The sequence below is a fragment of the Culturomica sp. genome (assembly GCF_003524185.1).
GTDB lineage: Bacteria > Bacteroidota > Bacteroidia > Bacteroidales > Marinifilaceae > Culturomica > Culturomica massiliensis.
Window position 1 is genome coordinate 1 of the sequence record NZ_DOED01000019.1, and the last position, 13,755, is coordinate 13,755.

General features: G+C 43.0%; 13 protein-coding genes, 1 tRNA gene and 1 pseudogene. 8 read left to right on the forward strand and 7 right to left on the reverse strand.

Translation table 11 applies throughout. From position 1 onward, the window contains the following. A pseudogene (locus DD657_RS07455) lies at positions 1-804 on the forward strand (mobilization protein); the annotation flags it as partial. A gap of 88 nt (positions 805-892) precedes the next feature. Further along, on the forward strand, positions 893-1,246 hold the full coding sequence (locus DD657_RS07460) for a nuclear transport factor 2 family protein (RefSeq protein ID WP_004308780.1): 354 nt from the start codon (positions 893-895) through the stop codon (positions 1,244-1,246). Positions 1,247-1,530: 284 nt separating this feature from the next. Here the strand turns inward: DD657_RS07460 and DD657_RS07465 are convergent, their stop codons facing one another. From DD657_RS07465 to mtaB, 7 genes are all read right to left on the reverse strand, one after another. Further along, complete coding sequence (locus DD657_RS07465; RefSeq protein WP_005786088.1) at positions 1,531-1,683, reverse strand: GNAT family N-acetyltransferase; 153 nt, start codon at positions 1,681-1,683, stop codon at positions 1,531-1,533. Positions 1,684-1,693: 10 nt separating this feature from the next. Beyond that, on the reverse strand, positions 1,694-2,206 hold the full coding sequence (lnu(AN2), locus tag DD657_RS07470; protein WP_004308783.1) for a lincosamide nucleotidyltransferase Lnu(AN2): 513 nt from the start codon (positions 2,204-2,206) through the stop codon (positions 1,694-1,696). A 24-nt stretch (positions 2,207-2,230) separates the two neighbouring features. Next, positions 2,231-3,436: a macrolide efflux MFS transporter Mef(En2) gene (mef(En2), locus tag DD657_RS07475; protein WP_005786079.1), complete on the reverse strand. Its 1,206-nt coding sequence runs from the start codon at positions 3,434-3,436 to the stop codon at positions 2,231-2,233. A gap of 326 nt (positions 3,437-3,762) precedes the next feature. After that, positions 3,763-3,847 (reverse strand) — tRNA-Ser (locus tag DD657_RS07480). 69 nt (positions 3,848-3,916) lie between these two features. Beyond that, positions 3,917-5,254, reverse strand: a complete 1,338-nt coding sequence (gene nhaA, locus DD657_RS07485) for a Na+/H+ antiporter NhaA (RefSeq protein WP_021986788.1) — start codon at positions 5,252-5,254, stop codon at positions 3,917-3,919. A 191-nt stretch (positions 5,255-5,445) separates the two neighbouring features. Next, positions 5,446-6,468 carry a GDP-mannose 4,6-dehydratase gene (locus tag DD657_RS07490; protein WP_021986787.1) on the reverse strand — a complete coding sequence of 341 codons (1,023 nt, stop codon included), beginning with the start codon at positions 6,466-6,468 and terminating at the stop codon, positions 5,446-5,448. Positions 6,469-6,900: 432 nt separating this feature from the next. Next, positions 6,901-8,184 (reverse strand): tRNA (N(6)-L-threonylcarbamoyladenosine(37)-C(2))-methylthiotransferase MtaB, encoded by a 1,284-nt coding sequence (gene mtaB / locus DD657_RS07495; protein WP_287049395.1) that lies wholly within the window; start codon positions 8,182-8,184, stop codon positions 6,901-6,903. 198 nt (positions 8,185-8,382) lie between these two features. Here mtaB and lpxB point away from each other — a divergent pair, with 198 nt between their 5' ends. From lpxB to DD657_RS07525, 6 genes are all read left to right on the forward strand, one after another. After that, complete coding sequence (gene lpxB / locus DD657_RS07500) at positions 8,383-9,519, forward strand: lipid-A-disaccharide synthase (RefSeq protein WP_118773620.1); 1,137 nt, start codon at positions 8,383-8,385, stop codon at positions 9,517-9,519. Positions 9,520-9,585: 66 nt separating this feature from the next. Then, positions 9,586-10,341, forward strand: coding sequence for a tRNA 2-thiocytidine biosynthesis TtcA family protein (locus DD657_RS07505; protein WP_021986784.1), 756 nt, complete (start codon positions 9,586-9,588; stop codon positions 10,339-10,341). Positions 10,342-10,422: 81 nt separating this feature from the next. Next, entirely contained in the window at positions 10,423-11,073 is a 651-nt protein-coding gene (locus tag DD657_RS07510) for an NAD(P)-dependent oxidoreductase (RefSeq protein WP_287049401.1), read from the forward strand. A gap of 72 nt (positions 11,074-11,145) precedes the next feature. Beyond that, positions 11,146-12,342 carry a DUF4272 domain-containing protein gene (locus DD657_RS07515; RefSeq protein WP_118773645.1) on the forward strand — a complete coding sequence of 399 codons (1,197 nt, stop codon included), beginning with the start codon at positions 11,146-11,148 and terminating at the stop codon, positions 12,340-12,342. 106 nt (positions 12,343-12,448) lie between these two features. Beyond that, the gene (locus DD657_RS07520) at positions 12,449-12,706 is read left to right on the forward strand and encodes a DUF6582 domain-containing protein (RefSeq protein ID WP_021986781.1); all 258 of its coding nucleotides are present in this window, start codon (positions 12,449-12,451) and stop codon (positions 12,704-12,706) included. A 4-nt stretch (positions 12,707-12,710) separates the two neighbouring features. After that, positions 12,711-13,718 carry an AI-2E family transporter gene (locus DD657_RS07525; protein ID WP_021986780.1) on the forward strand — a complete coding sequence of 336 codons (1,008 nt, stop codon included), beginning with the start codon at positions 12,711-12,713 and terminating at the stop codon, positions 13,716-13,718. Positions 13,719-13,755 lie beyond the last annotated feature (37 nt).

Genomic DNA, 13,755 nt, shown 5'->3' on the forward strand with positions numbered 1-13,755 from the left:
GATATTCTCCTGATGGAACGTGGACAGGCAAAAGCTGTCACAGGTAAAGAGCATCTGGAACGAAATGATTTCATCATTGAGAAGCAGAAAGCCGAACTGCAACGTATAGAGGAAACCAAGCGACACAAGGAACAACAAGTAAGCCTTGCCGAACAGGAACTCAAACAGGTAAAAGCAGAGATACGCACGGACAAACTAAAGAAAACAGCCACCAATGCTGCTACCGCCATAGCAAGCGGTGTAGGTTCTCTTTTCGGAAGCGGTAAGCTGAAAGAACTGGAACATCACATCGAGCAGCTACATCAGGAAATTACCAAACGGGACAAAGCTACTGATGAATTAAAAATTCAGATACAACAAATACAGGAACAGCATAGCAGACAAATTCGTAATCTTCAAAGAATACATAATCAAGAACTTGAAGCCAAAGACAAGGAAATATCACGATTGAGCACCTTGCTTGAAAAAGCCCACAAATGGTTTCCCATGTTCAAAGAGATGTTGAGAATGGAAAAATTATGCGCTGTTATCGGGTTTACCAAAGACATGATAGAAAACCTCTTGACAAAGAAAGAATCCATACAATGTAGTGGCAAAATTTATTCCGAAGAACACAGGTGGAAATTTGACATCAAGAATGATATTTTTAGGGTTGAGAAACATCCGATGGATAGTGGTAAGCTTATGCTGACCATAAACCGACAACCCATAGTACAATGGTTTAAGGAACAATGGGAAAAGTTACAGCAGAATCTACGTAACTCGGTGCAGAGAGAGCAAAAATCCAGAGGATTTAGAATATAGAATAGCCTATTATTAATAAAATCAAGTATCTATGCATCCAAACAGATTGTTTTTATTACAGAATCAAAATCCTAAGAATTTATAAAAAATGAAGCCTAAAGAAGTTTTGGAAAAATGGATAGATTGCTTTAACAAAGCAGATGCTTATCATATAGCAGAGCTGTATGCTACTAATGCAGTAAATCATCAAGTCGCAAACGAACCAATAATAGGTAAAGAATCAATCTACAAAATGTTTGTGAATGAATTTGCCACTGCTAAAATGGTTTGTATGGTGGAAAATATTTTTGAAGATGGCGAATGGGCTATCATGGAATGGAAAGACTCTCTTGGACTTCGTGGATGCGGATTTTTTCATGTAAAAGATAACAAAATCGTCTTTCAAAGAGGGTATTGGGATAAACTTTCATTCTTGAAGCAACACAATCTTCCAATTGAATAAGTACTATCAGAATACGGACTGGGAAATTGAAATACCCAGTCCGAGTTATATAATGAATTTTACTTGTTAAACTATTTAAAGTCAGTTGGATAACAAACCATACCTTTCACATTCTCAGTAGCTCCAGGTATTAATTCAGCCACCATGCAATATTCATGAGAGACTTCGAAAGGAAATTCAATTCCTAAATCGATAGCCTTGCGATAGCCAAATCGAGGATAATACTCTTTATGCCCCAATACGACTGCTGTGCCGTAACCCAAAAGTGCTGCCCTCTGATGGGCTTACTGAATCAACATCCCCCCCCCAATTCCCTTACGCTGGAATTCCGGCAAGACTGCCAATGGAGCTACACTCAGGGATGTGACAGACTGGGTGTCACTGTCTATCTTTACTTCTGTAAGTAAGATATACCAGACAATTTGTTTTTCTGTCATTTTCTTGTTCTTATCTAATTGTTAGGCTCATTGTTGTTATACATTGTTTAATTATAGATAAATCGTGAATATCCTTCTCTCTTAAATCGTAGCCCGAATGGAATACTTGTTGCCCTTTTGCAGAAATGCAAGGGATGCTTCTGCCTTCAAAGACTGCTGTTCCAAAATAGTCCGGTTGAAATTCATACCAGCCTCCATCCAAGTCGGCTTGTTTGGAAGTGCCGTCCGCATTCAAGACAAAAGGATGGATATCAATATAGCCTAATTCTTTGCTATACAGTTCCACACGGGTGGGCAACCAATTTGTTTCAATTTGATATCCTCTCTCCTGCAAAAGATCAAGGAGTTGGTCTGTATAATTGGCATCAAAATCAATGTCAATATCTCTATGCAAGCGGGTTTGCTGTCCGTACAAGACATCCACTCCCCAGCCTCCATCCAACCAAAACTGCATGTCCAGGCTTTCCAACAAGTCCAAAACTTGAAATAACTCTGTAATCGTAGTGTGTTCTTTCTTTGTCATATAATAATTCTTTAATAAATAATACTATGCGTAATTATCCAACTGCTTGATTGAAGAAATAAAATTTGCACCCACTCCAATCAGAAAGATAACCCATCCGCTGATCATAAAGACGGATGTGATACCCCATGCTTCCACCCAATATCCTGAAGCTACGATACCCAGCATTGATGGAAAGGTACTCAAACTAAAGATGAGAGAAAAAGTCCGTCCAAGCATGTCCGAAGCCAAGTTCTGCTGAATAATAGCGATGAAAAGCGCATGGTAAATGGAATAGGCTATGCCTCCTGTAAATGTTAGGCAAACAAAACCTATAAATGCGCTTGATGGTAAATAACTGGCGCTAATCAGATACAATCCCAATATCACATAAGCCGTATGCATCACTAATGTTTGCTTGCTTTTCAAAGCCTTACAGGCAAGTACTAAACCGCCCAACAATGCCCCTGAGCCCCAACCCATTTCCACAACTCCCATTTGCAAAATGTTTCCGTTGAAATGCAGAAGCGTCATAAAAGGAAATAACGTAAAAACAGGCATAAGGACAAAAGTCACCAGCGTAAAGCATACGAATAAAGGCAAAATGCCCATTGTACGCCGCAAGGTATGCCAACATTCCGTCAGTTCTTTTTTGAAATCTGGAAGAACTTTCGTTTTTTGAAGAGAAGGAATCTGGACACAAAGTAAGGTCAGACAAGCAGCAACAGCTCCGATCACATCTATGAGCAGAATATACTGTATGGGAAGCCAAACAACGAGGCTTGCCCCTACAACGGGAGCTATCACCTCACTGAAGGATTGAATGGAATGGTACAAACCTGATACCCTGACAAGATGGTGCTTGGGAACCAGTAGAGGGATGCTTGCCTGTAAAGCAGGTGCATGAAACGTACTGCCTATTGAACGACAAGCAGTCAATAGATAAAAAAAAGAAAGGTCTTTATAACCCTTGGTTATCACAATAAAAAGACATAGGGTACAGAACGCGATGAACAAGTCCGAATAAAACATCGTTTTCTTTCGATTCCATCTGTCAACATAGACCCCGGCAAACAAGCCTAATACAAATTGTGGTAAAAATCCAGCTAAAATAGCCAGAGATAAAGCTGTCGGGGATTTAAATTCGTTGCTAATCCAAAAAATAATGGAGAAGCCAACAATCGTACTTGTTAAAATAGATATGAGTTGGCCTATTCCTATCACGGCCAAAGTTGATTTCCAATGATTCATTGTGCTAATATTTCATGCGTTTATAGATAAGTACTTTCGTACATTAAGCAAAACGAAATTCTATCCACACAAAAAACTTGTATTATAATCCACTCCTGACGTTGGAATACAATAACAAATACTTTCAGGACGATGTAAAGTCCTGAAAAATCAAACTGAATGGATAGATAAATATTAGTCTTTTCTCATCGGATTCTTTTAATATCGCTACTCTTTTATTATGTAGTGGTTGTATTATCTTAAATAAAACAAAAACACCGACTTTACATTCTTGGGTGTAAAACTGGGTGTTTGTTTTGCAATCTGCTGATTTTCAGCGTTTGTTGCGGAGAGAGAGGGATTCGAACCCCCGGAAGCTCTCACTTCAACGGTTTTCAAGACCGCCGCGATCGACCACTCTGCCATCTCTCCAAAAGCGATGCAAATATAGATGGAATTTTGATATTATCAAAAGAATGGTGTTTTTTTTAGAAAAATATTTTAATATTTTTCGGGTTTCAGTATTCGGTTGAGGACGAAGAAGCCGCAGATACCGGCAAATACCGAACCGGAAATGATGCCTAATTTGGCTTGGTTCAGGAGGTTGTTACCGATGTCCGGGATTCCGGAGTATGACAGGTTGGCGATGAACAGGGATACGGTGAATCCGATGCCTCCGAGCAGGGATACACCGAAAAGGATTTTGTTGTTCATGCGTTCAGGCATACTGAGTAGACCGGTTTTGATGGCCAGCCAGGTGAAGGTGAATATACCGATCAGTTTTCCGAATACCAGTGCAAAGAATACGGTTAGGGTTACTCCTTCGACAGATGCGAGGCTGAAGCCTTCGAAAGAGATGCTGGCATTGGCAAAGGCAAAAAGAGGCATGACAATGTAATTGACCAGCGGGTGCAGGTTGTCGTCGAGGGATTGCAGGGGGCTGATGGCTTTGTCGGAAGCCGCTTCGATGTGTTTGAGTATAGAGAGTTCGGAATTGGTCAGAATACGGTTATGGTGCATGTCCTGCCCCGGCAGACTTTCGAGGCTTCTGCGGATGTCGGCCGTGTAGTGCGACAGGTCGAGTTTGGGACGTGCCGGGACGGTAAAAGCTACGATAACTCCCGCAATGGTGGGGTGTATTCCGGAATTCAGGAAAAGATACCATACGATGATACCGAAGAAGATATAGAATAATTTGCTGGAGATGCCCCAGCGTCCTCCGATATAAAGAACGGCGATAAAGAGCAGGGACCACAGCAGGTATTCGGGTACCAATTGGCTGCTGTAAAATACTCCGATAACGATGATACCGCCGATATCGTCTACTACGGCAAAAGCTGTCAGGAATATTTTTAAACTCAACGGTACTTTTTTCCCCAATAAGGAAAGGACGCCCAGGGAAAATGCGATGTCTGTCGCCATTGGGATTGCAGCTCCTTTGGCTGCAGCTCCGGCAGGGCTAAACAGTAAGAACAGAAGTACCGGGATAATCATTCCACCGCAAGCTGCTACAACCGGAAGCATGGCTTTCCGGGGAGAAGAGAGCTCGCCGACCAGAACTTCCCGTTTGATTTCCAAACCTACAGAAAAGAAAAAGACGGCCATTAAGGCATCGTTGATTAAGGCCAGAAAGCTCATGTTGTTGCCGTGGCTATGGAAAAGACTGAAATTACCGAATTGGAGTACGACTTCCTGGGCGAATAAAGAATTATAATGTTCTCTAAAAGGTGAATTGGCAATGATCATGGCAATGAGGGCTACAAAGAGTAAAATGGCTCCACCGTTGATCTTGGTTTCAATGAAACGCCGTATCGGAGATTTGAAGAGATCTTTATTCATCTTTGGGAAGTGTTAATTAATGTTGTAAAAGTAGGAAAATATTTCTGAGAGAAGGGAGGTGTTTGGCGTTTTTCTTGATTTAATTGTTGTCTTACGGGAAGATTAACCGGCTGTTGGGGTATTTATACAATAATTCCGGAATTTAATTTCCGTTTAAATTCCGTCGGTGTACCCCTTGTTTTAAAACAGAGTTATAGATTTTTATAATATTCTTTATACCATTGTGCAAACCGGGTAATGCCTTCTTCGAGGGAAGTCGTCGGTTTATAATGAAAATCACGTTCCAATTTACGGGTATCGGCCCAGGTTTGGTAGACATCGCCGGGCTGCATGCCGACATATTCTTTTTGAGCTTCTTTGCCTAAGTTTCGTTCCAGGATGTGGATAAAATCCATCAGTTGCATGGAGGAACCGTGCCCGATGTTGTATATGACTGCGGGGATACCGGCCGTGTCTTCGCTTGCCTGTTCCGGATGCTCTGTAATTTTGACGATACCTTCAATGATGTCGTCGATGTAGGTGAAGTCGCGGGCCAGTTTTCCGTTGTTAAAAATCCGGATGGGACGGTCGGCAGCAATGGAGCCGGCGAATAAGATGGGTGCCATATCCGGACGTCCGTAAGGGCCGTATACCGTGAAGAAACGAAGGCCGATGGTGTGGATTTTGTATAAGTGAGAATAGGTATAGGCCATCAGTTCGTTACTTTTTTTAGTAGCGGCGTATATGCTTACGGGGTGATCGACTTGTTCAGCCTCGTTGAACGGTACATTTTGTGAATTGCCATATACCGAAGAGGAAGAGGCATAGATCAGGCGAGGGCAATTGTGGTTGCGACAGCCTTCAAGCAGGTTCAGGAAACCGCAGATATTGCTTTGGATGTAAGCTTCCGGATTCTTCAGACTGTAGCGGACTCCTGCCTGGGCTGCCAGATTGATCATACAGTCGAAATGATTGTTGGCCAGGATTTCGTTCAATTGTGTTTTGTCGCACAGATCCATCTGCCGGAATATATAGCCCGGTAATGTCACAGATCGTATTTCCCGGCCGTATTGAGGCTGAGAGATGCCGCATTTTTCCAACCGGGCTTTTTTGAGATTGATATCATAATAATCGTTGATGGAATCAATACCGTAAACCCGGTGTCCGCGAGAAGTCAACGCTTCTGTCAGGAATGAACCGATAAATCCTGCTGTTCCTGTAATGAAGATGTACATATTTGAATCTGAACGAAGTTTTCAATCATTTAAAACTCGGACAAAGTTAGGATTATTTTTGATTTCCGATTTTCGATTTATGATTTGTTTTGTTGTTGCTGTTGTAAAAAAAATCGTGTATTACTAAGTAGTGTAAGAATAAAAAATAAGTGGCCGAGATTCCGGCCACTTATAACTACTAACCCTAAACAGAAACAAACTATGAAAAATTTTCTGCTACAAAGATACTTCTTTAGTGACATGTTGCTAATTAAATATTGTTAATTAGCTACAATAATTATAATTCATAAGCATGTGATTGTAAATAATTTGAATATAACAAAAGATATGTAAAAAAATAGTACATATAAGTTGTGGATTTTGAATTTACAATTTTGGATTGTACATATAAATCGTCCCGATTTCTGGAAAAATATCCCGATTGATATGGTTTTATTCTTCTCTCATGATGTCCGGGGTAAGGGGGACCGGGATGATACGATTTGCCAATGTTTTGTCATACGGGAGTCCGATACGGATATAGTTGTCCGTAAAGCCGCAGATGTATCCTCTGGAGTTGTTGTCTTCGAACAGTACGGGGCGTACCTGTCCCTCGAAGCGTTTGTGAAATGCATTAAGTTTACGATCGGATAGCCGGATCAGGGCATTTACACGGCGGTGCTTTTCCTGGGGAGGGACGCTGCCGGGGATATCAAGGGCTTTGGTGCCTTTACGCTCGGAATAAGGGAATACATGCAATCTGGAAATATCCAGGGTTTCAATGAATCGGCAGGCATCTTCAAAGTAATCATCGGTTTCGCCCCGCATTCCGGCAATGACATCGACACCGATGAATGCGTCAGGGCATAGATTGCGGATGAGGGAGACTTTTTCTGCAAAGAGTTCGCGGTTATAGCGTCTTTTCATCAGGCGTAACACTTCATTGCTTCCGGATTGTAAAGGAATATGAAAATGGGGCATAAAACGTTTTGAGGATGCGATAAAAGCGATGATATCTTCGGTCAATAGATTGGGCTCGATGGAAGAGATCCGGAAACGTTCGATTTCCGATACTTCTTCCAGGGCTTGTAGTAACCGATAGAATGTTTCTCCGGTTTCACGTCCGAAGTCTCCGGTATTTACACCGGTAAGAATCACTTCACGTATGCCTTTGGAAGCGATGTCCCGGGCAGCCTGTAATACTTGCGGGATTGTTGCGCTACGGCTTTTTCCCCGGGCAAACGGGATCGTACAGTAGGTACAAAAATAGTCACATCCATCCTGTATTTTCAGAAAGCTACGGGTGCGGTCGCCGAAGGAATAAGCCAGATCGAAAGCCGAGAGTTTAAATATGTCGCAAGAGTGAGGATCGTCTGTCGCGGGTTCATCGTATCGTTCGAGGTAGTGGCGTACTTTAAATTTATCGGCGGCACTTAATACCAGGTCAACACCTTCGATTTGCAGTATTTCGCGGGCTCGCAACTGGGCGTAGCAACCGACCACAACAATACAGGCTTGCGGGTTGTGATGGATGATTTTACGGATCAGTTGCCGGCCTTTGTGTTCGGCCATATCGGTAACGCTACAGGTGTTGATGACGAAGATGTCTGCTCCGTCTTTTTCCCCTACCGTGGTGACACCTGCTTCTTCGAGGCTGTGTTTTATTGTCGATGTTTCCGAAAAATTCAGTTTACATCCGAGGGTGATATAGGCTGCTTTTTTTCCTGCTAAAATCATACCGGCTTATAAGGTTATAAAATCCGTGGTGAAAGTAAGCTCCGGTTTATCTGAGGATAATCGGGCATACGGACTTAATTTGGATGCAAAAGTAATTATTTTGAGGGTATTTTTTACCTTTGCGAAATAAAGTATCGGAAAAGAAGTGGGGGGATAAGGAGCGATAACACATAAAAAGAATATAATTTTTAATACCGAATGAAATATTATATCATATCCGGGGAGGCATCGGGAGATTTACATGCTTCAAATCTGATCAAGGGATTGAAAAAGAACGATCCGGAAGCCGTATTCCGGGGATGGGGAGGAGATTTGATGCAGGAGGCCGGATGTACAATTGTGCGGCATTATAAGGATACGGCTATTATGGGGTTTCTTACCGTGTTAAAGAATTTAGGGAAAATAAAGGAAAATATCCGTTTGTGTTGTGAGGATATTGCGGACTGGAAGCCGGATGTATTGATTCTGGTCGACTATGCGGGATTTAATTTGCGTATTGCCAGGTTTGCCAAAGCTGCCGGTTTTAAAGTATTTTATTATATTTCGCCGAAGTTGTGGGCCTGGAATACAGGGCGTGTGAAAAAAATCAAGGCGTATGTCGACCGGATGTATGTTATTTTTCCTTTTGAGGAAGATTTTTACCGGAAGTACGACTACGTCGTGCAGTATGCCGGGAATCCTTTGGTGGATGCTATCAGCGAAAGACCTTGGCAGGAGGAGTCTTTTCATGATTTTGTAGAGGTAAACGGTTTATCCGGCAAGCCGATTATAGCTCTTTTGGCAGGTAGCCGTGCTCAGGAGTTGAAGCATGTATTACCGAAGATGTTATCGATGGTAAAGTATTTTCCGGAATATGAATTTGTGATTGCCGGAGCGCCTTCTATGAAGGCTGAGGATTACGCTCCTTATATGAAGGGTGGTGGTGTGCCGATCGTTTATGGGCAGACTTACCGTTTATTGCAACAATCCCGGGCGGCTTTAGTGACTTCCGGTACGGCAACTTTGGAAACGGCTTTGTTAAAGATACCGGAAGTGGTATGTTACAGCGGAGAAGGAGGGGCTTTCAGCTATTTTCTGTTCAAACTTTTTGTTAAGGTAAAGTACATTTCGCTGGTCAATCTGGTTATGGGACGAGAGGTGGTGAAAGAGTTGCTGATGCAAAAGTTGAACGAGAAAAATTTACTTCGGGAACTGAAGGCTGTTGTCGGGGAGGGACCGGAGCGGTCCTGTATGCTTGCCGATTACGATGAGTTGGAGAAGCGTATGGGGCAATCCGGAGCTTCTGATCGTTTTGCGGCTTTGATGGTACATGATTTGAAATGTAGCCGGCGATAGAGGGATGATAAATGGTGTCGGTGAATACCGGTAAATGCACAGATCAGATAAATAAATACAATGTATATGCAGGAAGAGATGTCTTCACCCATAGAGAAGAAGAAAGAAAAAGTGTTTATGCGCGAATTTTTCCGGAAAGCGGGAAAAGCCATTTATGATTATGGGTTAATAAACGACGGAGACAAGATTTTGGTCGGCGTATCCGGAGGGAAGGATTCGTTGGCTTTATTGGAGGTATTGGCTTTGAGGGCACGTGATCCGAAATATCGTTATACGGTTATGGCGGCTCATATTGCTGTGAAAAATGTGGCCTATGAGGTCGATGGTGAATATATAAAGCAATTGTGTGATCGTTTGGGGGTTGAAGTGGTATTTCGTGTGATTGATGCAGAGGTCCGGGAAGATTCCGGGAAACCGGCTTGTTTTGTCTGTTCGTGGAATCGCAGGAAGGCATTGTTTGAAATAGCCAGGGAACACGGATGTCAAAAGCTGGCATTGGGGCATCACCGGGATGATGCGGTGGAAAGTTTGCTGATGAGTATGATGTTTAACGGTACGATAGCCAGTATGCCTCCCAAGTTATCAATGTTCGGAGGCAGTTTTACTTTGATACGTCCATTTATTTATCTTACGAATGAGGAAACTGTGCGCTATGCTCAATACCGGGGTTTCCGGAAACAGAAAAAGAACTGTCCTTACGAACAGGCAACAAACCGGGATGCCGTCGGTAAGTTGTTGAAACAGATGGAGACTTTTTCGCCGCATGTCCGGAATAATCTGTTTGCAGCGATGAAAAATATACAGGAAGAATATTTGCCGTAGGATATGCGGAATATCTGTCTAGGGCTATCGGTGAAAGCAGTAACCGATAGCCTTTCTTTTTCGTAGACTCTGAAAAAAATCATGAAGAATATCGTTATTATCGGAGCCAGCGGTTATGTCGGTTCGGCTCTTTTGAGTGAGGCTTTGAACAGGGGATATCGGGTAAAGGCTGTTGTCAGGCATCCTGAAAATTTGAATATTGAGGATGATAATCTGGAAATAGTAAAAGGAGATGTAACCAATTCGGTGGAAGTAGCTCGGCTGGCGGTGGGAATGGATGCTGTCATCAGTGCTTATAATCCGGGTTGGAAAGATCCGGATATATACGAGCATACTCTTCAGGGGTATAAGGCGATTATCGAGGGGGTGAGGAAATCCGGCGTAAAGAGGCTATTGGTGGTCGGGGGTGCAGGAAGATTGTATGTGCGGCCCGGAGTCCGTCTGCTTGATAGCGGGGAGGTGCCGGAACATTTATTGCCGGGAATAAAGGGATTAGCAGCAGTTTATGCAAATTATTTATTGCCTGAAAAAGAATTGGATTGGGTGTTTTTCAGTCCTGCTGCCAACCTGGAACCCGGAGAGCGAACCGGTCGTTTCCGGCTGGGAAAAGATGATTTAATCGTAGATAAGGATGGGGATAGCCGGATTTCAGTTGCGGATTTTTCAGTTGCCCTGATTGATGAGTTGGAGCAGGGAACGCATCACCGGGAAGGAATGACTGTCGGTTATTAAAAACGATATCGGTTAGGGGTGGTTGCCGGAATAAAATATAAGAGTTATCTTCGAAGCAAAATCTGAATGAGTATGGACAAGGTAAATCTTACGTTATATACGGTAATCGGTGATCCTGACCGGATACCTGCGGGTGCCCGGAAATTGTTTCAGGGGGTGGCTAAATCTGTTTCGACAGAAGATGACCGTACCGTTATTTTTTTACAGGACGATACTTCTATTGTATTGAATTTGAGCCACCGGCAGGGTAAACCGGATTTTATCGCTTCTCATGTGCAAGGTATGGCGGATTATTTTTCGCAGGCAGAAGCTGATTCTGAGGAAGTCAAGCAAAATATCCTTCGTCAGATCGCCTGTTTCAATTGTGTGGTCGGCATTGTTTTCGAGACGGATGATAATGCTGCCCGTACCAATTATATCGTCAATACATTTTTCGATCTGGCACAGGAGGTGAACGGTTTTCTGTTATATCCGAATATGCATATCTATAATGGTCAGGGGAAGCTGGTATTCTCAATTGAGGGAAAGAGTGATCTGAAAGAGTTTACGCCTATCGGTAACGCAGATGTGTTGGATTGCGGGCGTTCAGAAGACACGGAGGCCGATAAACAGCGGCAAGCACGTTCAATTGCGCTTTTAAAGGAGCAGGGAATTCCGTATGCCGCGCATTTGCGTTGTGCTGTGACGGAGCAGGATGCTTGTGTCAGGAGCAGAAAGGAAATGTTACAGCGGGCTGCTGCATTGTTTGCCGTGGCCGTATATTCGGAAGTGATGCTGGCCGAAAATCCGGATCGGAGAGAAGCTTTTTTGTATGTAAATAAGATGAACGAAATATACGGTATTGAGGCATTTCTTACACCGATGGAGATGGCTTATATACAGGATGCCGAATCGGAAGAACGTCAGCGTATACAGTTTGCATGGCGTTACGAATGCTGTGCGGTGCTTCTTTGGGCTGCCGGAGTGGTAGAGGAATTGCCTTATCCTTCCGAGATCTGTGATGTCCCTGTCATAGCCGGTTTGTTCTGGCAACATAAAGGAATAGACGATTTGCTTTCCAAGGGGATACCCCGTACGGATGCCGAAATACTGGATGCTGCCGATTTGACGTTGCGTTACGATTGGGCCTGTGTGGATGCCCGTGTACATGGGAAGGAGGCTCCGGGAGCTTTGGACGGAGGTGTTGTGATGGAGCGGCATTATGTTTTCGATTGGTTGACCGGAGTTGAAGGAGATACGGCATGGGATGATATTTGTCCTCATACCTGACCGGAAAACCGTATCAGTATACTGACGATCATAAATATTGTGAAAATCTAATCTTTTGGTGAATATTTATCGTTTATAATCAGATAGTAATAAAAAATAACTGATTATGAACGATAGGACTGTGCATTCTGATCGCCTGAGTGCCGAAGAGAGAAAGGAATTGAAAGATTCTGATTTCGGAATTCCGGAAACCCGGGAATTTCCGATACCGGATGCCGCCCATGTCAGGGCTGCCGAGGCTTATTTCAGATATGCCCCTGACGATAAAAAGCAGGAATTGGCTCGCCGGATTTTGTCAAAGGCTAAAAAATTCGGAGTAGAAGTAAAGAGTGAGACCATTTTGGAATGGGCTGAAAAATCCTGATGTCATGGGTGTTAAAGAGCAATATTGGAAATATTCGCTGGTGGTTATTCTTCTGCTTTTAGGGGTGGTTATCTTTTGGGAGATCACTCCTTTTTTGGGGGGTATACTGGGAGCGATGACGGTTTATATTTTGCTCCGGGATCAGATGATATATCTTTCCGGACGCCACCATATGCGTCGTAGTATTATGGCCATATTGATATTGTTGGAAACCATCTTGATTTTTTTGATTCCTTTGGGATTGATTATCTGGCTGATGATCGATAAGTTGCAGGATGTCAATCTGGAGCCCAGGAGTATAATCGATCCTATTTATAAAGTTTCCGATTTGATCCGGGAAAAAACGGGATACGACTTGTTGAGTAAGGCCAATATCAATGCAGCCATATCTTTGTTGCCGCGTTTCGGGCAATTTTTAATGGGGAGCATTACCAGTTTTGTCATCAATGTAGTTGTATTGCTTTTTGTACTTTATTTTATGTTGATCGGAGGAAGGAAAATGGAATCTTACATTGCCGATCTTTTGCCGTTTAACAGGAGAAACAAGCGGGATATCCTGAAAGAATTCAATATGGTTGTTAAATCGAATGCTATCGGGGTTCCTCTGTTGGCGATTATTCAGGGGGCTATAGCTATGCTGGGATATGTTATTTTCGGTGCTCCTGCTCCTGTTTTGTGGGGGATTGTGTCATGCTTTGCAACGATTATTCCTGTCGTCGGGACAGCAGTTGTGTGGATACCTCTGGCTTTGTATCTGGGAACTACCGGAAGTTGGGGGGCAGCGATCGGCTTATCTCTTTATTGTATTATTATTGTTTCCAATGCTGATAATGTCATTCGTTCATTCCTGGTAAAGAGAATGGCAGACACTCATCCTTTGATTACCATATTCGGGGTTGTGATCGGACTTTCTTTGTTTGGTTTTATGGGGGTGATATTCGGGCCTTTGTTATTGGCTATTTTTGCGCTTTGTGTACAGATATTCAAAGAAGAGTATTTGGATGAAGGATGAGAGGAGGGAGATTTTAAATTTTAGATTTTAGATTTTA